Source organism: Saccharopolyspora antibiotica (assembly GCF_047200635.1).
Taxonomy (GTDB): domain Bacteria; phylum Actinomycetota; class Actinomycetes; order Mycobacteriales; family Pseudonocardiaceae; genus Saccharopolyspora_C.
The window spans coordinates 43,596-65,796 of sequence record NZ_JBJZOI010000023.1; the positions used below are offsets into that span (position 1 = coordinate 43,596).

The 22,201-nt window shown below is 72.9% G+C and carries 19 protein-coding genes and 1 pseudogene; 1 reads left to right on the top strand and 19 read right to left on the bottom strand.

Translation table 11 applies throughout. The features are described 5' to 3' along the window. Window positions 1-3: 3 nt before the first annotated feature. From ACL03H_RS19360 to ACL03H_RS19435, 16 genes are all read right to left on the bottom strand, one after another. Window positions 4-1,581 carry a complex I subunit 4 family protein gene (locus ACL03H_RS19360; protein WP_412812683.1) on the bottom strand — a complete coding sequence of 526 codons (1,578 nt, stop codon included), beginning with the start codon at window positions 1,579-1,581 and terminating at the stop codon, window positions 4-6. A gap of 67 nt (window positions 1,582-1,648) precedes the next feature. Then, the gene (nuoL, locus tag ACL03H_RS19365; RefSeq protein ID WP_459561779.1) at window positions 1,649-3,601 is read right to left on the bottom strand and encodes an NADH-quinone oxidoreductase subunit L; all 1,953 of its coding nucleotides are present in this window, start codon (window positions 3,599-3,601) and stop codon (window positions 1,649-1,651) included. Window positions 3,602-3,747: 146 nt separating this feature from the next. Then, window positions 3,748-4,047 carry an NADH-quinone oxidoreductase subunit NuoK gene (gene nuoK, locus ACL03H_RS19370; RefSeq protein WP_200068963.1) on the bottom strand — a complete coding sequence of 100 codons (300 nt, stop codon included), beginning with the start codon at window positions 4,045-4,047 and terminating at the stop codon, window positions 3,748-3,750. Beyond that, the gene (locus tag ACL03H_RS19375; RefSeq protein WP_412812685.1) at window positions 4,044-4,997 is read right to left on the bottom strand and encodes an NADH-quinone oxidoreductase subunit J; all 954 of its coding nucleotides are present in this window, start codon (window positions 4,995-4,997) and stop codon (window positions 4,044-4,046) included. The genes nuoK and ACL03H_RS19375 overlap by 4 nt, the downstream gene beginning before the upstream one ends. Continuing rightward, window positions 4,994-5,554 carry an NADH-quinone oxidoreductase subunit NuoI gene (nuoI, locus tag ACL03H_RS19380; protein ID WP_412812686.1) on the bottom strand — a complete coding sequence of 187 codons (561 nt, stop codon included), beginning with the start codon at window positions 5,552-5,554 and terminating at the stop codon, window positions 4,994-4,996. Before nuoI ends, ACL03H_RS19375 begins: the two co-directional genes overlap by 4 nt. Then, window positions 5,547-6,836, bottom strand: coding sequence for an NADH-quinone oxidoreductase subunit NuoH (gene nuoH, locus ACL03H_RS19385; protein ID WP_412812687.1), 1,290 nt, complete (start codon window positions 6,834-6,836; stop codon window positions 5,547-5,549). The genes nuoI and nuoH overlap by 8 nt, the downstream gene beginning before the upstream one ends. Continuing rightward, window positions 6,833-9,427, bottom strand: a complete 2,595-nt coding sequence (locus ACL03H_RS19390; RefSeq protein WP_412812688.1) for an NADH-quinone oxidoreductase subunit G — start codon at window positions 9,425-9,427, stop codon at window positions 6,833-6,835. The genes nuoH and ACL03H_RS19390 overlap by 4 nt, the downstream gene beginning before the upstream one ends. Then, window positions 9,424-10,749 (bottom strand): NADH-quinone oxidoreductase subunit NuoF, encoded by a 1,326-nt coding sequence (nuoF, locus tag ACL03H_RS19395; RefSeq protein ID WP_412812689.1) that lies wholly within the window; start codon window positions 10,747-10,749, stop codon window positions 9,424-9,426. Before nuoF ends, ACL03H_RS19390 begins: the two co-directional genes overlap by 4 nt. A gap of 8 nt (window positions 10,750-10,757) precedes the next feature. Next, window positions 10,758-11,525, bottom strand: a complete 768-nt coding sequence (gene nuoE / locus ACL03H_RS19400; RefSeq protein ID WP_412812690.1) for an NADH-quinone oxidoreductase subunit NuoE — start codon at window positions 11,523-11,525, stop codon at window positions 10,758-10,760. Continuing rightward, window positions 11,522-12,865: an NADH-quinone oxidoreductase subunit D gene (locus ACL03H_RS19405; RefSeq protein ID WP_412812691.1), complete on the bottom strand. Its 1,344-nt coding sequence runs from the start codon at window positions 12,863-12,865 to the stop codon at window positions 11,522-11,524. Before ACL03H_RS19405 ends, nuoE begins: the two co-directional genes overlap by 4 nt. A gap of 52 nt (window positions 12,866-12,917) precedes the next feature. Continuing rightward, the gene (locus ACL03H_RS19410) at window positions 12,918-13,679 is read right to left on the bottom strand and encodes an NADH-quinone oxidoreductase subunit C (RefSeq protein WP_412812692.1); all 762 of its coding nucleotides are present in this window, start codon (window positions 13,677-13,679) and stop codon (window positions 12,918-12,920) included. A gap of 5 nt (window positions 13,680-13,684) precedes the next feature. Beyond that, on the bottom strand, window positions 13,685-14,365 hold the full coding sequence (locus ACL03H_RS19415) for a NuoB/complex I 20 kDa subunit family protein (protein ID WP_412812693.1): 681 nt from the start codon (window positions 14,363-14,365) through the stop codon (window positions 13,685-13,687). A 78-nt stretch (window positions 14,366-14,443) separates the two neighbouring features. Beyond that, a complete protein-coding gene (locus tag ACL03H_RS19420; RefSeq protein ID WP_412812694.1) occupies window positions 14,444-14,833 on the bottom strand; it encodes an NADH-quinone oxidoreductase subunit A in 390 nt (129 codons plus the stop codon). A gap of 158 nt (window positions 14,834-14,991) precedes the next feature. After that, window positions 14,992-16,290 (bottom strand): geranylgeranyl reductase family protein, encoded by a 1,299-nt coding sequence (locus tag ACL03H_RS19425; RefSeq protein ID WP_412812695.1) that lies wholly within the window; start codon window positions 16,288-16,290, stop codon window positions 14,992-14,994. A 588-nt stretch (window positions 16,291-16,878) separates the two neighbouring features. Continuing rightward, a complete protein-coding gene (locus tag ACL03H_RS19430; RefSeq protein WP_412812696.1) occupies window positions 16,879-17,568 on the bottom strand; it encodes a demethylmenaquinone methyltransferase in 690 nt (229 codons plus the stop codon). 26 nt (window positions 17,569-17,594) lie between these two features. Next, window positions 17,595-18,710, bottom strand: a complete 1,116-nt coding sequence (locus ACL03H_RS19435) for a glycosyltransferase family 4 protein (RefSeq protein ID WP_412812697.1) — start codon at window positions 18,708-18,710, stop codon at window positions 17,595-17,597. A 543-nt stretch (window positions 18,711-19,253) separates the two neighbouring features. Here ACL03H_RS19435 and ACL03H_RS19440 point away from each other — a divergent pair. Next, window positions 19,254-19,310 (top strand): annotated as a pseudogene (locus ACL03H_RS19440) (hypothetical protein); the annotation flags it as partial. Between the two features lie 451 nt (window positions 19,311-19,761). Here ACL03H_RS19440 and ACL03H_RS19445 read toward each other — a convergent pair. From ACL03H_RS19445 to ACL03H_RS19455, 3 genes are all read right to left on the bottom strand, one after another. Then, a complete protein-coding gene (locus ACL03H_RS19445) occupies window positions 19,762-20,355 on the bottom strand; it encodes a hypothetical protein (protein ID WP_412812698.1) in 594 nt (197 codons plus the stop codon). Between the two features lie 157 nt (window positions 20,356-20,512). Further along, window positions 20,513-21,430: a 1,2-phenylacetyl-CoA epoxidase subunit PaaC gene (gene paaC / locus ACL03H_RS19450; RefSeq protein ID WP_412812699.1), complete on the bottom strand. Its 918-nt coding sequence runs from the start codon at window positions 21,428-21,430 to the stop codon at window positions 20,513-20,515. A gap of 147 nt (window positions 21,431-21,577) precedes the next feature. Then, window positions 21,578-22,156 carry a DUF3592 domain-containing protein gene (locus ACL03H_RS19455; RefSeq protein ID WP_412812700.1) on the bottom strand — a complete coding sequence of 193 codons (579 nt, stop codon included), beginning with the start codon at window positions 22,154-22,156 and terminating at the stop codon, window positions 21,578-21,580. Window positions 22,157-22,201 lie beyond the last annotated feature (45 nt).

Genomic DNA, 22,201 nt, shown 5'->3' on the forward strand with positions numbered 1-22,201 from the left:
TGTTCAGTTCCCTCCTTGCGAGGTCACGGGGTCGGAGACGCCGACCTCGCTCATGGTCGCCCCGACGGACGGGGTGATCACGTCCAGCACCGGCTTCGGGTAGACGCCGAGGGCGAGCACCAGCACCACCAGCGGGGTCAGCACGGCGACCTCGCGCGGGCGCAGGTCCACCACCCTCGCCCGGTGCGCGCCGGGCCGGTTCGGGTCGGTGACCGCGCCGGGGCCGCCCGCGGTGCCCACGAGCGCGTCGCCGCGGACCGGGCCCTGCATGATCCGCTGGTAGAGCCGCAGCACGTACACGGCGGCGAGCACCATGCCGATCGTGGCCAGCGCGGTGTAGACGGGTCGTGTCGGGAAGGCGCCCAGCAGCACCAGGAACTCGCTGATGAACGAGTTGGTGCCGGGCAGCGACAGGGTGCTGAGCCCGGCGATGAGCAGCGTGCCCGCCAGCAGCGGGGTGATCTTCGCCATCCCGCCGTAGTCGGCGATCCGGGTGGACCCGCCACGCGCGATGATCATGCCGATGACCAGGATCAGCAGTCCCGTCGCGAGGCTGTGGTTGAGCATGTAGGACACCGCGCCCACCTGGGCCTGCGAGGTGTAGGCGAAGATCCCGAGCGCGATGAAGCCGAAGTGCGCGATGGACACGTAGGCGATGAACCGCTTGAGGTCGGTCTGCCCGAAGGCCTGCAGCGAGCCGTAGAGGACGCCGAGCACCGCCAGCACCAGCACCAGCGGCGCCAGCAGCTGGGAGGCGTCGGGGGTCAGCGGCAGGCTGTAGCGCAGGAAGCCGAAGGTGCCGACCTTGTCCAGCACGCCGACGACGATCACCGCGACGCCGATCGGGGCCTGCGCGGCGGCGTCCGGCAGCCAGGTGTGCAGCGGCACCAGGGGCGCCTTGATCGCGAACGCGGTGAAGAAGCCCAGGAAGATCCACACCTGCACCGCGACCGGCGCGTCCGCCAGGATCGGCACCAGCCTGGCCCAGTCGAAGGTGCCCGCACCGGTGGCCTGCGCGGCGTAGACGTAGGCCCCGATCGCGGCGGCCAGCATGATCAGGCCGCCGAGGAACGAGTACAGGAAGAACTTCACCGCCGCGTACCGGCCGCGCTCCCCGCCGTAGCCGCCGATGAGGAAGTACATCGGGATCAGCATGATCTCGAACAGCACGTAGAACAGGAACACGTCGGTCGCGGCGAACACCGCCACCGTCAGCGCCTGCTCCACCAGCAGCAGCGAGAAGAACCCGCCGTGACTGCGTCCCGCGGGCAGCCGCTCGCCCCAGCTGAAGCCCAGCACCAGCGGCATCAGCAGCGCGATCACCGCCACCATGACCAGCGCGATGCCGTCCACGCCGAACGAGAGCCGGATGTCGAAGGCGGGGATCCACTCGACGGAGCTCGTCAGTTGCAGCCGCGGCCCCGCCGGGTCGTAGGCGGCCCAGGCGGCCGCGGCGAGGGCGAACTCGGCGAGCGAGACCGCCAGCGCGGTCCACTTCGCCGCCGGGGCGTTGCGGCGCAGCAGCCCGACCGCGAGCGCACCGGCCAGCGGCAGCAGGATGAGCGCGAGGAGCAGGGTCATCGGATCTCCTCTTCCACACGGCGCCGCGCGGCGGGCCCGGAGTCGGTCTGGTGGGCGGGGCGGGCGGTCACGGCGTGCCCACCACCATCAGGGCGCCGACCAGCAGCACGCCGCCGCAGAGCATGGACAGCGCGTAGGAGCGCACGAAACCGTTCTGCCTGCGACGTCCCCAGCTGGACGCGGCCTGCAGCGCGACGGCGAGCCCGCCGACGGCGCCGTCCACCGCCGCCCGGTCGAAGGTGACCAGGCCGCGGGTGAGGCCCGCGGTGGGCTTGACGGCGACGAGGTCGTTGAGCGCGTTGCCGCCGAGGTCGGCCCGGGCGGCCCGGACCACCGGCGAGACCCGCTCCGGCCGGGTGACCGGCACCGGCTTGCGGCCGACCAGCAGCCAGGCGGCGAGCGCGCCGAGCGCGGACAGCGCCACCGTGAGCACCGGGATCACCGAGTGCGGCAGCGCTCCGCCGTGCGACTCCTGGAGCTCGCCGAGGCTGGGGGCGAGGAAGGTGACCAGCCGGTCGCCGCCGGCCAGGAACATGCCCGCCCCGACCGAGCCGACGGCCAGCACGATCATCGGACCGGTCATGATCGGCGGGGATTCGTGCGGGTGGTACTCGTGCCCGTCCTCGGACTTCAGCTTCTCCCAGCGCTTCTCCCCGAAGAAGGTCATCAGCACCAGCCGCGTCATGTAGAACGCGGTGAGCGCGGCACCCAGCAGCGCGGCACCGCCGAAGACCCAGCCTCGCCAGCCCTCCTGGCCGAACGCGGCCTCGATGATCGCGTCCTTCGAGTAGTAGCCGGACAGGAACGGGAACCCGATCAGCGCGAGGTAGCCCAGCGCGAAGGTGGCGAAGGTGATCGGCAGGTGCTTGGCGAGCCCGCCGAACCGGCGCATGTTCACCTCGTCGCGCATCGCGTGCATCACCGAACCGGCGCCGAGGAACAGCCCGGCCTTGAAGAAGCCGTGCGTGAGCAGGTGCATGATCCCGAGCGCGTACCCGGCCGGGCCGAGTCCGACGGCGAGGATCATGTAACCGATCTGGCTCACCGTGGAGTAGGCGAGCACCTTCTTGATGTCGTCGTAGGCGCAACCAATGACGCAGCCGACCAGCAGCGTCACCGCGCCGATGATCGTGACGACCAGCCTGCCGTCCGGGCTGAGCGTGTAGAGGGGGTTGGACCGCGCGATGAGGTACACCCCGGCCGTGACCATCGTCGCCGCGTGGATCAGCGCGGAGACCGGGGTCGGGCCCTCCATCGCGTCCGGCAGCCACGCCTGGAGCGGGACCTGGCCGGACTTGCCGCAGGCGCCGAGGAGGAGCAGCAGCGTGATCGCCAGCAGCACGCCCGGGGTGAGCTCGCCGGCGCGGGCGAAGACCTCGGTGTACTGGGTGGTGCCCAGCTTCGCGAACAGCAGGAAGATCGCCAGCGCGAGGCCGACGTCGCCGACCCGGTTCATCACGAAGGCCTTGGTCGCGGCCGCGGCCGCCGACGGGCGCTGCTGCCAGAACCCGATCAGCAGGTAGGACGCCAGGCCGACGCCCTCCCAGCCGAGGTAGAGCGTCACGAAGCTGTTGCCCAGCACCAGCACCAGCATCGCGGCGACGAACAGGTTCAGGTAGCCGAAGAACCGGCGCCGCTCGGTGTTGTCCCGCCCGGCCCGGCCCTGCTGGTCGTGGGCCATGTAGCCGATCGAGTAGAGGTGGATCAGCGCGCCCACCCCGGTGATCAGCAGCACGAACACCATCGACAGCGGGTCCAGCCGGAGCCCGAAGTCCACCTGCAGCGCGTTGACCGGGATCCAGGAGAACACGTGCAGCTCGCGCACCGGTTGCGCGTCGCCCGCGATGCTCGTGAACAGCGCCACCCCGTAGGCGAACGCGGCGATCACCGTGGCGCTGCCCAGCAGGTGCCCCCAGCCGTCGGCGCGGCGGCCCGCGAGCAGCAGCACGGCCGCGCCGAGCAGCGGCAGCGCGATGAGCAGCCAGGCACCGCCCTGGACCGCGCCCTGCGCGGCCTGCACCGCGAGGAGGTCGGGACCGCTGGCCGAAAACGTCGTCGTCACGCCAGGCTCTCCCTACTGTGAGTGCGAACGTGGGGTCGGGTGTGCAGGTGGGGCCCGCGGCCGGTGCGCGGCGGACCAGCCGCGGAGGCGAACACGGCGGACTCCTAGTACTTGAGGAGGTTGGCGTCGTCGACCGAGGCCGAGCGGCGGGTGCGGAAGATCGACATGATGATCGCCAGGCCGACCACGACCTCGGCGGCGGCGACGACCATCACGAAGAACGCCATCACCTGCCCGTGCACGGAGCCCTCGATGCGGGCGAAGGTGACCAGCGTCAGGTTCACCGCGTTGAGCATCAGCTCCACGCACATGAACACGACGATCGCGTTGCGCCGCACCAGCACGCCGACGGCGCCGATGCTGAACAGCAGCGCGGACAGCAGCAGGTAGTAGGTCGGGGTCACTGCCGGACCTCCTCGGGTGACGTGTGCCCGGACAGCCCGTTGTCGCCGTCGCGGGAGTCCCGGGAGGCGGTGCCGGAGGGCTCGGGGTGCTCCGGCTCGGGGGTCTCGGCGGGCCGCTCGGACTCGCGCCCGGTCAGCGCGTGCGGGCCGGGCTCGGCGCCCTCGCCCGCCACGGCCTCGCGCTCGCGGGAGAGGCGCTCCACCGGCAGGTTGTCGAGGATCTCCGAGAGCGACTCCGGCGCCACCGAACCGTCCGGCAGCAGCGCCGGGGTGGCCACCGAGTTCGCCGTCGCGTAGACGCCGGGCCCGGGCAGCGGCGAGGGCCGGTCGCCGCGCAGCCGCGCGTGGACGCGCTCGCGCTGGCTCACCCGCGCGGCGCGGCCCTTCCCGCCGTAGGCCAGCACCATCGCGCCGAGCGCGGCGGTGATCAGCAGCGCGGAGGTCAGCTCGAACGGGAACAGGTAGTCGGTGAAGATCAGCGCACCGAGGCCCCCCGCGCCGCCGCCCTGCGGCGACCACGGGTTCAGCGGGGCCGCGACCGGCACCTCGGTCAGCGAGCGGGCCAGCCCGGTCACCAGCAGCACCGCGAACGCCACCCCGGCGACGGCCGCCCAGAGCCGCTGCCCGCGCAGCACCTCCACCACCGAGTCCGAGGAGTCCCGGCCCACCATCATCAGCACGAACAGGAACAGCATCATGATGGCGCCGGTGTAGACGATGATCTGGGTGAAACCCAGGAACGGCGCGCTCTGCGCCATGTAGAGCACCCCGAGGCTCAGCATGGTCAGCACCAGCCACAGCGCGGAGTGCACCGCGTTGCGGGCGAAGACCATGCCCAGCGCACCGACCAGCGCCAGCGGGCCGAGGATCCAGAACGCCGCGGCCTCCCCGGTGCCGACCACGTCCGCGGCCTGCTCCTGGGCGAGGACCGCCGTTGCCGCGATGCTCACCGCCGGACCTCCTCGTGGCCGGTCTCGACGGTCTCCCCTTCGGGAACACCGCTGCGCCGCGCGAGCTCCGGGCCGCGCACGTAGTAGTCCTGCTCGTCCTCGCCGAGCCGCATCGGGTGCGGCGGCTGCTCCATGCCGGGCAGCAGCGGGGCCAGCAGGTCCTCCTTGGTGTAGATGAGGTGCTGCCGGTCGTCGTCGGCGGTCTCGTACTCGTTGGTCATGGTCAGCGAGCGGGTGGGGCACGCCTCGATGCACAGGCCGCAGCCGATGCAGCGCAGGTAGTTGATCTGGTAGTCCGCCCCGTAGCGCTCACCGGGCGAGTAGCGCTCCTCGTCGGTGTTGTCGCCGCCCTCGACGAAGATCGCGTCCGCCGGGCAGGCCCAGGCGCACAGCTCGCAGCCCACGCACTTCTCCAGCCCGTCCGGGTGCCGGTTGAGCTGGTGGCGACCGTGGAACCGGGGCGCGGTGACCTTCTTGACCTCGGGGTACTCCTCGGTGACGACCTTCTTGAACATCGTCGCGAAGGTGACGCCGAATCCCTTCAACGGATCAAACACTGCCCGCTCCCTCCTTCGAGGCATCGTCGGCCCCGGACGGCACCTCGTGGCGCCGCGGCGGGGTCGGGGGCACTTGCAGGTCCAACGGCGGAACCGGGAAGCCGCTGCCGGCCAGCGGTGCCTCGGGCTCCTCCGGCTTCGCGGGCTTGCGCTCCGGGATCAGGAAGGCCGCGGCGACGAGCACCGCGAGGATCACTCCGCCGACGATCAGGAACTGCGTCGAGGTGAGCGCCTGCTCGTTGCGGAGGGCGCGGATCACCGTGACCACGACGATCCACACCAGGCTCAGCGGCACCAGGACCTTCCAGCCCAGGTTCATGAACTGGTCGTAGCGCAGCCGGGGCAGCGTGGCGCGCAGCCAGACGAAGAAGAAGAGGAACAGCACCGTCTTCAGCAGGAACCACAGGGCGCCCCACCAGCCGGTGTCGAGCACGCCGCCACCGATCAGCGTCAGCGGCCACGGCGCGTGCCAGCCGCCGAGGAACAGGGTGCTGGCCAGTGCCGAGACGGTGACCATGTTGATGTACTCGGCGAGGAAGAACAGCGCGAACTTCAGCGAGGAGTACTCGGTGTGGAAGCCGCCGACGAGCTCGGACTCGGCCTCCGGCAGGTCGAACGGGGCCCGGTTGGTCTCACCGACCATGGACACCAAGTAGACCAGGAAGCTCAGCGGCAGGATCAGCGCGAACCAGCCGTTCGCCTGCGCCTCCACGATGCCCGAGGTGGACAGCGTGCCCGCGTACATGATCACCGCGACGAAGGAGAGCCCCATCGCGATCTCGTAGGAGATCACCTGCGCGGCCGACCGCAGCGAACCCAGCAACGGGTACGGCGAGCCGGAGGACCAGCCCGCGAGCACGATCCCGTAGACGCCGATGGAGGCGCTCGCCAGCACCACGAGCAGGCCCACCGGCAGCTCGACGAGCTGCAACGCGGTCCGCTCGCCGAAGATCGTGACCTCCGGGCCGATCGGGATGACCGAGAAGGACACCAGCGCCGGCGTCGCGGAGATCACCGGGGCGAGGAAGTACACCCACTTGTCGGCCAGCACCGGCCGGATGTCCTCCTTGAACGCCAGCTTCAGCCCGTCGGCGAGCGACTGGAGGATGCCGAACGGGCCGGCGCGGTTCGGGCCGGGGCGGTGCTGCATCCGGCCGATGACGCGACGCTCGGCCCAGATCGTCAGCAGCGTCATCAGCACCAGGAAGGCGAAGATGGCGACGACCTTGAGCAGGACCAACCAGATCGGGTCGTCGGCGAGCAGTTCGGCGGTGCGGGTCATGACCGGCTCCCTTCGGGGCCGCCGAGGCCGAATCCGGTGGGGGTGCGCCCGTTGCCCGCGTGCCCGTTCCCGGTGTGGCCGTTGCCGGTGTGCCCGTTTCCGGTGTGGCCGTTGCCGGGGTTGCCGCCGGGCGCGGCGGGGGCGAGCGCGACGGCCGCCCCGTGCCCGACGCCGAGCACCCGGTTCACCTGGGACGGTCCGGAGCGGGTGGGCAACCACACCACCTCGTCCGGCATCTCGGTGAACCGCGCTTCCACGGTGATCGCGCCGCGATCGCCGCGGATCTCGACGTGCTGGCGCTCCGCCAGGCCGAGCCGCCGGGCGGTGGCCGGGGAGAGCATCGCGACGACGGGGCGCCGGGTGCCCGCGAGGTTCGGCTCCTCGTCCTGCAGGGAACCGTCGTCGAGCAGCTGCCGCCAGGTCGCCAGCAGCGCCCGGCCCGGTCCGGGTGGCGCGACGGGTCGCACCGCCTCCTCGGGCGGCCGCGCCCGCCGGTGCCCGGCGGTGCCGAGCCGGTCCAGCTCGGCGCGGGCGGCGGCCGGGGTCTGGGTGAACAGGTCGGCGTCCATCTCCACCGCGAGCGTGTCCAGCACCCGGCAGTCCGGAAGCGCGTTGGTGCCCTCGATGGTGACGCGGAAGTCGCGGCGACGGCCCTCCCAGTTCAGGTAGCTGCCGGACTTCTCGGTGGCGGGCGCGATCGGCAGCACCACGTCGGCGTGCTCGGTGACCGCGCTGGGCCGCAGCTCCAGGCTCACCACGAAACCGGCCCGCTCCAGCGCTTCCCGGGCGAGCTCCGGGTCCGGCAGGTCGTCCGGGTCGACCCCACCGACGACGAGACCGGACAGCTCGCCGCGCCGGGCGGCGCGCAGGATGCCGGTGACGTCCCGGCCCGGGGACGCGGGCATCAGTTCGGGGCCCACGCCCCAGAGCTCGGCGACCTCGGCGCAGGCGGTCAGGTCGCCGACACCGCGCCCGCCGGGCAGCAGCGTGGGCAGCGCGCCCGCCTCCACCGCCCCGCGTTCCCCGGCGCGGCGCGGGATCCAGGCGATCCGCGCCCCGGTGCGGGCGGCGGTGCGGGCGAGTTCGGAGTACAGCCCGGGGATCTCCGCGGCCCGCTCGCCGACGGCGAGCACCGCGCCCCCGGAGCGCAGCGCTTCCTCGACCTCGGCGGGCAGCTCGGCCAGCGCGGCGGCCTCACCGCCGGGCGGGCAGGGCAGCAGCGCGCCGGTGCGGACCGGGCCGCCGCCGCCCGCGATCCGGGTCGTCTTCTCGACGCCCGGCGAGTTCCACTGGCCGAGGTGGAAGACCTTCGTGCTCCCCTCGCGGGCCGCCTTGCGCAGCCGCAGGAACACGATGGGGGACTCCTCCTCCGGCTCGAAGGCGACGCAGAGCACGGCGGGCGCCGCTTCGAGGTCGGCGTAGGTCACCGCGCCGGAGTCCGGCCCGGTGCCGACCACCGCGGACTCCAGGAACGCCAGCTCCTCGTCCGAGTGCGCCCGCGCGCGGGCGTCCACGTCGTTGGTGCGCAGCGCGAGCCGCGCGAACTTCGCGTAGGCGTAGGCGTCCTCGGTGGTGAGCCTGCCGCCGGGGAGCACCCCGACACCGCGGTCGTCCCGCGCGGCGAGCAGCCCCTCGGCCGCCTTGCGCAACGCCTCGGTCCAGGACGCGGGCCGCAGCTCGCCGTTCTCCCGCACGAGCGGCCGCAGGAGCCGGTCGGAGGCGGTGGCGTAGCGGAACCCGAAGCGGCCCTTGTCGCAGATCCACTCCTCGTTGACCTGCGGATCGTCGGCGGCGAGCTTGCGCATCACCTTGCCGCGCCGGAAGTCCGTCCGGGTCGCGCAGCCCGAGGAGCAGTGCTCGCAGACCCCCGGCGCGGAGACCAGGTCGAACGGCCGCGAGCGGAACCGGTAGGCCGCGCTGGTCAGCGCGCCCACCGGGCAGATCTGGATGGTGTTGCCGGAGAAGTAGGACTGGAACGGCTGCTGCTCGGCGATGCCGATCTGCTGCACCGCGCCCCGCTCCAGCAGCTCGATGAACGGATCACCGGCGATCTGCTTGGAGAACCGGGTGCAGCGCTGGCACAGCACGCAGCGCTCCCGGTCCAGCAGCACCTGGTCGGAGATCGGGACCGGCTTGGGGAAGGTGCGCTTGGTGTCGTGGAAGCGGGAGTCGGCCCGGCCGTGCTTGAGCGCCTGGTTCTGCAGCGGGCACTCGCCGCCCTTGTCGCAGATCGGGCAGTCCAGCGGGTGATTGATGAGCAGCAGCTCCATCACGCCCTGCTGCGCCTTGTCGGCGACCGGCGAGCTGTGCTGCGTCTTGACCACCATGCCGTCGGCGACGGTCATCGTGCAGGACGCCTGCGGCTTGGGCATCGCCCGGCCGTTCATCTCGACCTCGACCAGGCACTGCCGGCAGGCGCCCGCCGGATCCAGCAGCGGGTGGTCGCAGAACCGGGGGATCGTGATCCCCATCCGCTCGGCGGTGCGGATCAGCAGCTCGCCCTTCGGGGCGTCCACCTCGACGCCGTCGATCGTCAGCCGGACGTGCCCCTCGGGGACCGGCTTCGTCTCACGCTCGGATGCCACCGTCATCGGGCCGCTCCTGCCAGTGCGGGCTCGCCCGGCTCCGCGCCGGGCCGGTTCTGCTGACACAGCGCGAGGAACTCCTCGCGGAAGTACTTGATGCCGCTGGTGATCGGGCTGACCGCGCCGTCGCCGAGGGCGCAGAAGGAGCGGCCGAAGATGTTGTCGCAGACGTCGAGCAGGGTGTCGATGTCCTCTTCGGTGCCGTGCCCCTCGACCATCCGCTCCAGGACCTGAGCGAGCCAGAAGGTGCCCTCGCGGCAGGGCGTGCACTTGCCGCAGGACTCGTGCTCGTAGAACTGGGTCCACTTCATCACCGCCCACGGCACGGACACGGTCTCGTTGAAGACCATCAGGGCCGTGGTGCCGAGCATCGAGCCCGCCTCGGCGGCGCCCTCGAAGTCCAGCGGGACGTCCAGGTGCTCCGCGGTGAACAGCGGGGTGGACGAGCCGCCCGGCGTCCAGAACTTGAGCGGGATCCCGTCCTTCATGCCGCCCGCGAGCTCCAGCAGCTCCCGCAGCGTGGTGCCCAGCGGGGCCTCGTACTGGCCGGGGTTCTCGACGTGCCCGGACAGCGAGTAGATCTTCGGGCCGGGCGACTTCTCCCGCCCCATGGTGCGGAACCAGTCCGAGCCGCCGTTGACGATGAACGGCACGGTCGCGATGGTCTCGACGTTGTTCACCGTGGTCGGGCAGGCGTAGAGCCCGGCGGCGGCGGGGAACGGCGGCTTCAGCCGGGGCTGGCCGCGCTTGCCCTCCAGGGAGTCGAGCAGCGCGGTCTCCTCACCGCAGATGTAGGCGCCCGCCCCGGCGTGCACCACGATGTCGCAGTCGAAGCCGGAGCCGAGGATGTCCTTGCCCAGGTACCCGGCCTCGTAGGCCTCCCGCACCGCGTGGTTCAGCCGCCGGATGCAGTGCAGCGCCTCGCCGCGCACGTAGATCGCCGAGAAGTGCGAGCGCATCGCGTAGCAGGCGATGATCACGCCCTCCACCAGCGAGTGCGGATCGGCCATCATGAGCGGGATGTCCTTGCAGGTGCCCGGTTCCCCCTCATCGGCGTTGACCACGAGGTAGTGCGGCTTCACCGGTTCCTTCGGCATGAAGCTCCACTTCACGCCCGCCGGGAACCCGGCGCCGCCGCGGCCGCGCAAGCCCGCGGCCTTCACCAGCTCGACCAGCTCGTCGGGCGAGGCCCGCAGCGCCTTGCGCAGCGCGGTGTAGCCCTCCAGCTGCTCGTAGGTCCGGATGCTCCACGAGCGCGGCGACAGCCAGCGCTTCGTGAGCACCGGGGTGAGGTCGTCGGGCTGGTTCGGGGAGTTCGCGTCGGTCATGACCACCCTCACTCCTTCTCCGGCAGCGGCGGGATCTCGGCGTCGTCCGGCATCGGCGGTGCGGTCCAGCCGCGCTCGCGGGCCAGGTGCGCGCCGCGCACCGTCTCCGGCGCGGCCGAAGGCCCGTCCACGGTGTCCTCCAGCCGGGAGCCCGGCCGGTCGAAGAACCCGGCGAGCTGGCGCTCGGTGCTGCGGAAGCCGGTCAGCGGGGCGCCGCGCGTCGGGGCCGGCTTCTCCCCCCGCTGCAGTGACTTCACGAGTTCGAGGGCCGCCTCGGGGCTCTGCTTGTCGTAGTACTCGTAGTCGACCTGCAGCACCGGCGCGTGGTCGCAGGCCGCCAGGCACTCGGCGTGCTCCAGGGTCAGCGAGCCCGGCTCGCCCGGCTCGCCGGCGGTCTCGTCGTGCCCGACGCCGAGGTGCTCGGAGACCGTCCGGTAGATCTCGTCCCCGCCGAGCGCGGCGCACAGCGTGTTCGTGCAGACGCTCACCAGGTGCTCGCCGCAGGGCTTGCGCTTGTACATCGTGTAGAAGGTGGCGACCGCGCTGACCTCGGCGGCGGAGAGGGCGAGCTGCTCGGCGCAGAACTCGATGCCCTCGGCACTGACGAAGCCCTGCTCGGACTGCACCAGGTGCAGCATCGGCAGCAGCGCCGAGCGCGCCTCCGGGTAGCGCGCCACGATCGCTTCGGCGTCCGCGCGGACGTCCTCGCCGAACACCGTCGGCCCGGGGGTGCCCACCACCTGCTCGGTGGTGGTGAAGTCGAACTGCTCGGTCATCGGTCCACCCCGCCCATCACCGGGTCGATCGAGGCCACTGCCGCGATCACGTCCGCGACCAGGCCGCCCTCGGCCATCGCCGGGAACGCCTGGAGGTTCACGAAGCTCGGTTCCCGCACGTGCACCCGCATCGGCCGGGTGCCGCCGTCGGAGACCAAGTGGTAGCCCAGCTCGCCGCGCGGCGACTCGACCGGCGAGTACACCTGTCCCGGGGGGACGTCGAAGCCCTCGGTGACCAGCTTGAAGTGGTGGATCAGCGACTCCATCGACTGACCCATGATCTTGCGGACGTGCTCCAGCGAGTTGCCCATGCCGTCCGGGCCGATGCTCAGCTTCGCGGGCCAGGCGATCTTCGGGTCCTCCACCATCACCGGGCCCGGTTCGAAGGCGTCCAGGCACTGCCGGATGATCTTGAGCGACTGGTGGATCTCCTCCAGCCGCAGCAGGAACCGCGCGTAGCAGTCCGCGTCGGTGCTCGTCGGCACCTCGAACTCGAAGTTCTCGTAGCCGCAGTACGGCTCGATCTTGCGCAGGTCCCAGGCGATGCCCGCGGAGCGCAGCAGCGGCCCCGTCACGCCCAGCTGCAGGCAGCCGTCCAGCGGCAGGTAACCGACGTCCTTGAGGCGCTGCTTCCAGATCGGCTGCCCGGAGAACAACTTCGCGTAGTCCGGCAGCCTGGAGTCCATGACCTTGATGAACTCCAGCACCTTCTCCCGGTAGTTCTCCGGGAGGTCCTGGGCCACCCCGCCCGGCCGCACGAAGGCGTGGTTCATCCGGAGTCCGGTCAGGAACTCCAGCAGGTGCAGCACTTCCTCGCGGTCGCGGAAGCCGAAGGTCATGCCGGTGGTGGAGCCCAGCTCCATCGCGCCGGTCGCCATGAACACCAGGTGCGAGGAGATCCGGTTCAGCTCCATCAGCATGATCCGGAAGGTCTGCGCCCTGGTCGGCGCCTCGATCCCGAGCAGCTTCTCCACGCCGAGGCAGTAGGCCGTCTCGTTGTAGAGCGGCGCCAGGTAGTCCATCCGCGTGACGAAGGTGACGCCCTGGGTCCAGGTTCGGTACTCGGTGTTCTTCTCGATCCCGGTGTGCAGGTAGCCGATGACGGAGCGGGCCTGGGTGACCGTCTCCCCCTCCAGCTCCAGCACCAGCCGCAGCACCCCGTGCGTGGACGGGTGCTGCGGGCCGAGGTTGATGACGACGCGCTCGGATTCGCCGGCCTCGTCGAGGAAGTCGTCCCAGTCGCCGCCGGTGACGGTGTAGACGCGACCCTCCGTCGTCTCCCGCGATTCCGCGGGGTGCGCCGGGTCCGCGGTGGGATCGGTCAGTGGTTCGGTGGTCATCTTCAGCACCTCTCCGCGTGCTGCCTGCCGTGGCTGCTGGGTGCGCGGCGCCTCATGAGTACGCCCGCCGCTGGTCGGGCGGGGGGATCTCGGCGCCCTTGTACTCCACCGGGATGCCGCCCAGCGGGTAGTCCTTGCGCTGCGGGTGCCCGTCCCAGTCGTCGGGCATCAAGATCCGGGTGAGCGCGGGGTGCCCGTCGTAGACGAGGCCGTACATGTCCCACGCCTCGCGCTCCTGGAAGTCCGCCGTCGGGTAGACCCCGACGACCGAGGGCAGGTGCGGGTCCTCGACGTCGACGGCCACCTCCAGCCGGATCCGGCGCCGGTAGGTCATCGAGGTGAGGTGGTAGACCGAGTGCAGCCGCTGCGGCACCTCCGGCCCGTAGTCCACCCCGGAGACCGAGCTGCACAGCTCGAAGCGCAGCGCCGGGTCGTCGCGCAGCGCCGAGCAGGTGGCCACCAGGTGCTCCCGGGCCACGTAGAAGGTGATCTCCCCGCGGTCCACGGTCACCTGCTGCACCGCCGAATCGACCCCCTGCTCCCGCAGCGCGTCCAGCAGCGCGTCGGCGACGTCGTCGAACCAGCCGCCGAAGGGCCGCTCCGCCGCCAGCGGGACGTGCGGGGGGAGCCGGAGCCCGCCGAAGCCGGAGGTGTCGCCGGTGCCGCGCACGCCGAACATGCCCTGCCGGGCCCGCCCGGCGACGATCGGCCCCTGCGACTCGGCACCGACGCCCACCGGCTCCAGGCCGTCGGGGCGCTCCGCGCTGGAGCCGCCCTCTCCGGGGTCCGGGGTGGTCTGCCTGCCGTCGCTCATCCCGCTCACCTGCCCGCGCCGAGTTGCTGCTGCGTCTGCTCCCGCTGCGCGCGGGTCTCGACCGCGAGCGGGCCCTCCGCGCCCATCTCCTGCCGCTGCGCCTGCTGCTGCCGCTCGGCGCGCTTGCGCTGCGAGCGGTTCTTCGGCGCGTAGCGCTCGGAGGAGGCGACGAGTTCGGTTCGAGCCCCGCTCTCGGCGCGCAGCGCGGCGCGCTTGGCGTTGATCGGCTCGTCCATGATCTTGGCGTGCAGCTTGAGGATCGCGTCCAGCAGCATCTCCGGGCGCGGGGGGCAGCCCGGCAGGTACATGTCGACCGGGACGACGTGGTCCACGCCCTGCACGACGGCGTAGTTGTTGAACATGCCCCCGGTGGAGGCGCACACGCCCATCGCCAGCACCCAGCGGGGCTCCGGCATCTGGTCGTAGATCTGCCGCAGCACCGGGGCCATCTTGTTGGTCACCCGGCCGGCCACGATCATCAGATCGGCCTGCCGGGGCGTGGCGGAGAAGCGCTCCATGCCGAACCGGGCGATGTCGTAGCGGGAACCGCCGACCGTCATCATCTCGATGGCGCAGCAGGCCAACCCGAAGGTCGCCGGCCACATCGAGGTCTTCCGGGTCCAGTTGACGAGCTTTTCCACGTTGGCCAACAGGATGCCGTTGGGCAGCTGCTCTTCGAGGCCCATCTCGGCACTCCTTCCGCTGTCGCCATTGAGAACGGTCAGTGCTCGCTCAGGCCCGGGACTCGCCCGGGGGCCCGGGCGCTAGTTCCAGTCGAGACCTCCGCGCCGCCACACGTAGGCGTAGGCGAACCCCACCGTGGCGATGAACAGCACGACCTCCGCCACCCCGAACAGGCCGAGGGAGTCCGCGGAGACCGCGAACGGGTAGAGGAAGACCATCTCGATGTCGAAGAGGATGAACAGCATCGCCGTGAGGTAGTAGGCGACCGGCATCCGGCCGCCGCCCATCACCGGTTGCGGGGAGGGCTCGATCCCGCACTCGTAGGCATCGAGCTTCGCCTTGTTGTACCGGCGGGGGCCGACCAGTGGGGCGATGCTCACCGAGAACACCGCGAATCCCAGCGCCAGCGCGAACATCAGCACCAGCGGGACGTACGGATCGAGCACGCCCGAAGCGCTCGCGCCGCCCATGACACCGCCCTCCTTCGCTGCCCCCGCCGGGACGAATGCCACGTCCTCGGCGTCGATTGCGCACTCTATGCGGCCGACCGTTCTCGCTCCGCAGTGAGGCGAACCTAACTTTATGACTTCTCACACACCGACGTGACCATCTGACCAGACTCCGACTGTCAGGCGCTAGGGGTGAGGCGAGTAGTGGCGCTGATCACACGGTCCACCGTGTCCCCGTCGCGGCCGTCGTACAGATTTGCCAGCAGTTTCAACACGAAACGCATCAGCGCGGCCCTCGGCAAGCCGTGCTTGGTGGCCATCCGCATCACCGTCGGATTGCCAATCAACTTGCTGAAGATGTTGCCGAGCCGGAAGTAGCCGCCCATCGCCTCCTCGACCGCGGTGGGGTACCGGTGCAACGCGTGTTCCCGCGAGGGGCCGGCGGGGCGCGCGTACGCGTGGACCACGCACTCGGCGGCCAACCGGGCGGATTCCATGGCGTAGGCGATGCCCTCCCCGTTGAACGGGTTCACCATCCCGCCCGCGTCCCCGACCAGCAGCAGCCCGTCCTGGTAGTGCGGCTTGCGGTTGAAGCCCATCGGCAGCGCGGCGCCGCCGATCTTCCCGCTGGCGTTCTCCTCCCGGAACCCCCACTCCTCGGGCGTGCCGTCGAGCCAGGAGCGCAACAGCTGGCGGTAGTCGGTCTTGCCGTAGGCGCTGGAGGTCGACAGGATGCCCAGGCCCACGTTCACGGTCCCGTCGCCCATCCCGAAGATCCAGCCGTAGCCGGGCAGCAGCTTCGGCTCGGCCGGGTTCGACCGGTCCCACAGCTCCAGGTGCGACTCCAGGAAGTCGTCCTTGCTGCGCGGGCTGTCGTAGTAGCGGCGCACCGCCACGCCCATCGGGCGGTCCTCGCGCTTCTGGATCCCCATCGACAGCGCCAGCCGGGCCGAGACCCCGTCGCAGGCGAGCACCAGCGGGGCCCGGTAGGTCACCGGCTGCTTGTCCGGGCCGGTCTTGGCTGTGACGCCGTCGATGCGGCCGGTCCGCTCATCGCGGACGGCCCCGGTCACCGTCGTCCGCTGGACCATCCGGGCGCCCGCGCGCTCGGCCCCGCGGGCGAGCAGGTCGTCGAAGTCGTTGCGCGGGCGAACCACCCCGTAGGGCGGGAAGTCCGCGAGGTCCGGCCAGTCCAGTTCGATCGTGACGCCGCCGCCGACGACCCGGAGGCCCCGGTTGTGCAGCCAGCCCGCCTCCTCGCGGGTGTCGACGCCGAGGTCGATGAGCTGCTTGACCCCACGCGGCGTGATGCCGTCGCCGCAGACCTTCTCCCTGGGGAACTCGCTCTTCTCCAGCAGCAGCACGTCGAGGCCCGCGCGGGCCAGGTACGTCGCCGCCGTCGATCCGGCCGGCCCGGCACCCACGACGATCACGTCGGCGTCGTCGTTCGGTCGGCGTCGGGGGGTGGCGCTGGTCATGACACTCCTTGATTGCCGTGCAGGTGCGGTGTCGCCACGGCGCGGGCACGAGGAACGCGCCCGCCGGCCGGCCGGTGCGGCACCGGCCGGGCTCCGCCGTGGCCCGGTGAACCCGCTTGTGAACGAGTTCACTATCTCCGTGGAGTCTAGGCCTGGGGAGGCACTCGATCGACCCCGGAAGATGGGCCGCTCGGGTGACCGTCCTCGCAGGTGAGACCCATCTCCGCGCGGAACGCGGCGGGGCGGGCGCCGGATCTCGGCGCGCACGGCGGTGGACCGGCTCGTGCGCGGCGGCCCGAGGGGCCGGGCTCGACCGCCGGAGGGGTCGCGCCCTCGCCGGCCGGGAACGGGAATCCCGCCTCCCGCGCGCCGGTGGTGCCCCGGCACCCGGTCCGCTGGTGGCGGCGCCGCTGGCCGGGCCGGCGGAGCGGCCTCGCCGCGGGCGCGACCAGGTACGCCGAGCCGCGCTTCGGCCGGAGGTGGGCGGGTGAGCGGGCGACGCTGATCCCGCTCGGGACGCCCGCGAGCCCGGCGCGATCCGTCACCCGGAGCGGGTGCTCGGGGTGCTGCCGGATCGGCGGAGGGGGATCAGTCGGGCTTGCGGGCCCGGTGGACGGCGACCGCGCCGCCCATGAGGTCGCGCCAGGCGACCTTCGACCAGCCCGCCTCGGCGATCTTCGCCGCGAGCGCGGGCTGGTCCGGCCAGGCGCGGATCGACTCGGCGAGGTAGACGTAGGCGTCCGGGTTCGAGGAGACGGCGCGCGCGATCGACGGCAGCGCCCGCATCACGTAGTTCAGGTAGACCGTGCGGAACGGCTGCCAGGTGGGGGTGGAGAACTCGCACACCACCAGCCGACCGCCGGGGCGGACCACCCGCGCCATCTCGCGCAGGCCCCCGACCGTGTCCACCACGTTGCGCAGCCCGAAGGAGATCGTCGCGGCGTCGAACGCGCCGTCCGCGAACGGCAGCCGCAGCGCGTCGGCCGCCACCAGCGGCAGCCCCCGGCCCTTGCCGACCGAGAGCATTCCCAGCGAGAAGTCCGCGGCCACGCACCAGGCACCGGAGCGGGCGAGCTCGGCGGTCGAAACCCCGCTGCCCGCCGCCAGGTCCAGCACCCGTTCCCCCGGCCGGGGGTCGAGCGCCTGGCGGGTGATCTGCCGCCAGCGCCGGTCCTGGCCGAACGACATCACCGTGTTCGTCAGGTCGTAGCGCTCCGCGACGCCGTCGAACATCGCGGCGACCGCGTGCGGATCCTTGTCCAAACCGGCGCGAGACACGGGGGCAGCTTACGCCGGAGACGGGTTCAGGCGGCCGACCGGTCGGCGGCGGCGCCCCCGATGACCTCCGCGTAGTGGCCGATCAGCTGCTCGCACAGGGCGGGCCAGGTGCGCCGCGCGACCGCGTCCCGCGCCGCCGCGCCGAACCGGGCCCGCAGCTCGGGATCGCGCAGCGCCTCGACCGAGGCGCGCAGCCCCCGGGCGAAGACCTCGGCGTCCCCCGACGGCAGCAGGTAGCCGGTGCGGCCGGGCAGCACCAGGTCCCGGGGGCCGCCCGCGTCCGGCGCCACCGCCGGGACGCCGGAGGCCATCGCCTCCTGCACCGACTGGCAGAAGGTCTCGTGCGGGCCGGTGTGCGCGAAGACGTCGAGGCTCGCGTGGATCCGGGCCAGTTCGTCGCCGGTGCGCAGCCCCAGGAACGCGGCCTCCGGCAACCGGTCGGCCAGCGCCTCGCGCTGCGGACCGTCGCCCACCACCACCAGCCGCACGCCCGGAACGCCGCGCAACGCCGCGAGCCGCTCCACCTGCTTCTCCGGGGCGAGCCTGCCGACGTAGCCGACCAGCAGCTCCCCGTCGGGGGCGAGCTCGGCGCGCAGCGCGGCGTCCCGCCGCGACGGCCGGAACCGGGTGGTGTCCACGCCGCGGCCCCAGCGGTGCACCCGGGGGACGCCGTGCCGCCGCAGCGCCTCCGCCGCCCAGGTCGAGGGCGCGAGGGTCCGGTCGGCGGCGCGGTGCAGCCGCCGCGTCCAGCGCCAGGCGGCGCTCGCGGTGAGCCCGAGCCCGTAGGACCGCGCGAACCCGGCGACGTCGGTCTGGTACACCGCGACCGTCGGAACCCCGAGCCCGCGCGCGGCCGCGAGCCCGCGGGCACCGACCACGAACGGCGAGGCCAGGTGCACCACGTCCGGGCGGAAGTCCCGCAGGGCGCGCAGCAGCCGGCGGGTCGGCAACCCGACCGGAAGCGAGGACACCACCGGCAGGTCCACGGCCGGCAACCGGATGACGGGGGTGCCCTCGTACTCCTCCGGTCCCTCTCCCGGGGCGATCACGAGGGCCTGGTCCCCGCGCCGACGCAGGTGCTCCACCACCCGCAGCACCGAGTTCGTCACCCCGTTGACCTGCGGCAGGAATGTCTCCGACACGATGGCGATGCGCACGGGCCACACGCTTCCCCGCCGCACCGGCGTCCGGGCGACCCGCGCGTGACACCTCCCGGAACACCGGTCGACGAGCGACCCAACCGCGTTCCGGTGCGCCGCGCCGACGGCCGCTGATTCCCCCACGTCCACCTGCGCGCGGCCCGGCCGACACCGGCCGCGCGGACCCTGGCGCGGCACGACGGCCCCGCTTCCCCGGCCCTCCGCCGAACCCGGTCTGGTCCCCCGCGCCCTGGGGGTAGCCAGCCGGCTCGCGAACGCCGCCGCCGTGATCACCGCGACGGCCGGGCGCGGGGCACGACCGGCCGCCTGGGAGTCAGCGTTCGACTGGGCGACCGACACCGGTCGGACCCCGGAGCGGCACACCCGGCGGGTCCTCGGGGAGGAGTTCCCCGGAGTGCCGGTGTTCGGCGAGGAGTTCGGCTCCGGCCCCGCCCGGTCCCCTCGGTGGCCGAACGGCTCCCGGCCCGCTCGGACTCCGCGCGCTACCGCTGGTCGGCGGATCCGGTGGACGGCACCGCGAACTACGTGGCCGGGCTGCCGTGGTGCGCCCGCAGCCCGGCGGTGTTGGACGAGCGGGGGCCGCTGGTGGGTGTGGTGGCCGATCCGCACCGGGCGCAGCTCCAGGCGGCCGCGCGGGACCGGGAGACGCGCGCGCGAACGGGACACCGGTGCGGCTGGCGGGTCGGCGCGAGACCCGGGCCGCCAGCCGCACCGGGCTCACCCGCAACGGGCCGTGGCCCGGTTCATCACCGGCGCCGCGCGTGCCCAGGTCGGGGTGCGGTCGCTGGGTTCGCCCGCGCTCGCGGTCGCGCAGGTGTCGCTCGGGCACGCCGTGGCGGCGGTGCTGGACTCCCGCGCGGAGTGGGACGTGGCGGGCGTGCTGGCGCTGGCGAGTCCGGTGCCGCGGTGCTGGACAGGGCCGCCCCGCGCGCCTCCCGTCGACGGCCTGCTGGTCGCGGGGCCCGCCGTGGCGGGAGACGTGCTCCGCTGGTGGCAGCGGGCCTCCCCCGTGAGGTCAGGCGGGCCCGTGAGGTCAGGCGGGTTCGAGGACCGGATCCGGGTCGCGCTCCAGCAGGGCGGACAGCGGGCGCAGCAGCGGGAAGCGGTCGCGGAGGACGGCCACGTCGCGGTGCACCCGGTGCAGGTCGGGCAGCGCCACGAGCTCCACCACGACGTCCAGCACCTCCTCGGTGACCGCGGTGAACCGCTGGGCGGCCTCGGCGACCTGGGCGCGCACCCGGCGCAGCACCCGCTCGTCACCGGCCGGTCCCGCCGTGCGGCCCACCTCCACGAGCGCCTGCACGGTGGGCAGCTCCGCGTCCATCCGGCGGACCACCATCAGCAGCGATTCGCGCGCCCGCGCCGAGGACACCGACTCCACGGCGCACCGCGCGCGGGACACCGCCTGCTCGCAGCGGTGCAGGTCGCGGAGCCAGCCGTCCACCCGCCCCGGTTCGGGGCGGCCGGTCGCCGCGTCCACCGCCCCGGGCTCGCGAGGTGGAGGTGCCGGGGGTTCGACGGGTGCGGCCTGCCCGGACCGCAGCCGGTCCCACGCCAGCAGCGTCGCCGCCGCGCCCAGCGCTCCCGCGAGCATTCCCGCCACCACCGCCAACCAGAAACCGCTCATCGCCAGCCGTGCCTTCCGCTCGCTTCCCGCGCACCACCTTCGCCCCCCAAGACGGTCCGGCGGACCAACCGGGTCGCTTCCCGGCATCACTCCCCACCTTGCCCGCGGGGCGGCGGCGGATCGTGCGGGAAAGTACTCAATCGACGGAACGGAATCTTCACGAGGTGATCGGGTCGGCGCGCACCAGGTACTGCATGTCGGCGAGCACGAACGGCATCGACTCGGTGTGCGCGCCGTAGCGGCCGCCGGTGCCGGGTGCGGGAGCCGGGCTGAGGACGGGCAGGTCGAGCCGGGCCACCGACAGCGTCTCGTCGAGGGCCGTGAGCACGTCGGCGCGCACCTCGTCCGGCGGCACCGCGCAGCTCGCGGCGGCCAGCCTGCGCTCGACCGGGTGGACGGCGAACAGCTCCCCGGCCAGAGGCCACACCCGGTGCAGCGCGGTCAGCATCCGGGTCCGCGCCTCCGCCTCGCCGTCACCGAGGCGGATCACCCACTGCGCGGCGTGCTCTTGGTGCCGCAGCAGATCCCGGCGGCAGCGGCGCGCGATCGCCGAGAGCACCGGGTCGCGGGTGGCGGCCAGCCGCTCGAACACCGCGTGCCGCCAGGCGCTCATCAGCAGCAGCCGGGCGATCGTGGTGGCGAAGTCGCCGCCGGGCCCGGGACCGCAGTCGATCTCGGCGAGCCGCACGTTGCGGAACCGGGAGCTGTCGCGGTGGTAGGCGAGCAGGTCGGCATCGCCCTCGCCTTCGAGCTCGGCTGCGCGCTCCAGCAGCGAACGCGCCTGGTCCAGCAGCTCCGCGGTGATCGCCGCGAGCGCCGAACCCTCCTCCAGGTCCGGCCCGCGCACGCCCCAGGCGGACAGCCGGTGCGCGAGCAGCAGGGCGTCGTCGCCGAGCATCAGGCAGTAGCGGGCGAGGTCCACCGGGTCCGCGCCCTCCGGCACCGCGCGGTCGGCGATCCGCTCCGGGGAGCTCAGCACCCACCCCCGCGGCTGCTGCCCGGACACGTCGCGTCCGGAGCGCTCGGCCGCCGGGGCGGCTCCCGGGTCGCCGAGGCCGAAATCGGTCGTGCCCATGACGCGCTCACCCACCTTCCGGGACGGCCTGCCGGACGCGGCGCGCCAGGTGCCGCACCGGCCTCCCCGGTTCACCCGCTGCGACGGGCTCACCCGGGTTCACGATGGGCGTCCGCCGAGGAGGGAGGTAGGGACGGAATCCCCGGATCAGGTCGCGGGGCGGCGCAGCATCCAGCGGGCGCCGCCGACGACGAGCCACAGGCCCGCCAGGCACCCGGCCACGGGCAGCAACGAGAGCACCATCCCGCGACCGGCGACCCGGACCAGGTCCGGGTTGCGGGTGTCGTACTCGACCCGCACGAACTGCCCCTCCTGGAGCCCGCCGGGGTAGAGCACGCCGTCCGGCGGGATGTGGACGCGGCCCTCCGGGGTGCTGAACCGGATGACGGTGCGGGTCAGCGAGACGTCGAGCACCTCGGCGACGCCGTCGCCCCGGGACTCGGAGATCGTCCGGTCGTCGATGGCGCACGCGCCGATCACGGACAGACCCAGCACGGTCAGCAGCACGCCGAGCACGAGCACGCCGCGGGCGCAGCCGCGCCGGACGCGCGAGCGGGTCCAGCGCGCGGGCCCGCCCCGGCCCGGCCGCGCGGTCCCCGCCGACCCGGGATCCGCGGTTCCGGTGCCGGTGCCGGTCAGCTCGGCGCCGGTCCGCTCGGGACCGGCGGAGTCGGATCCGTCCCCGTCCGGTTCGGCTCCCCGCCCGGGTCCCTGCTCGCTCGCCACGATCGCCGATTGTAGGAGCCGGGCGATGACCGCCCCGGGCCGCCG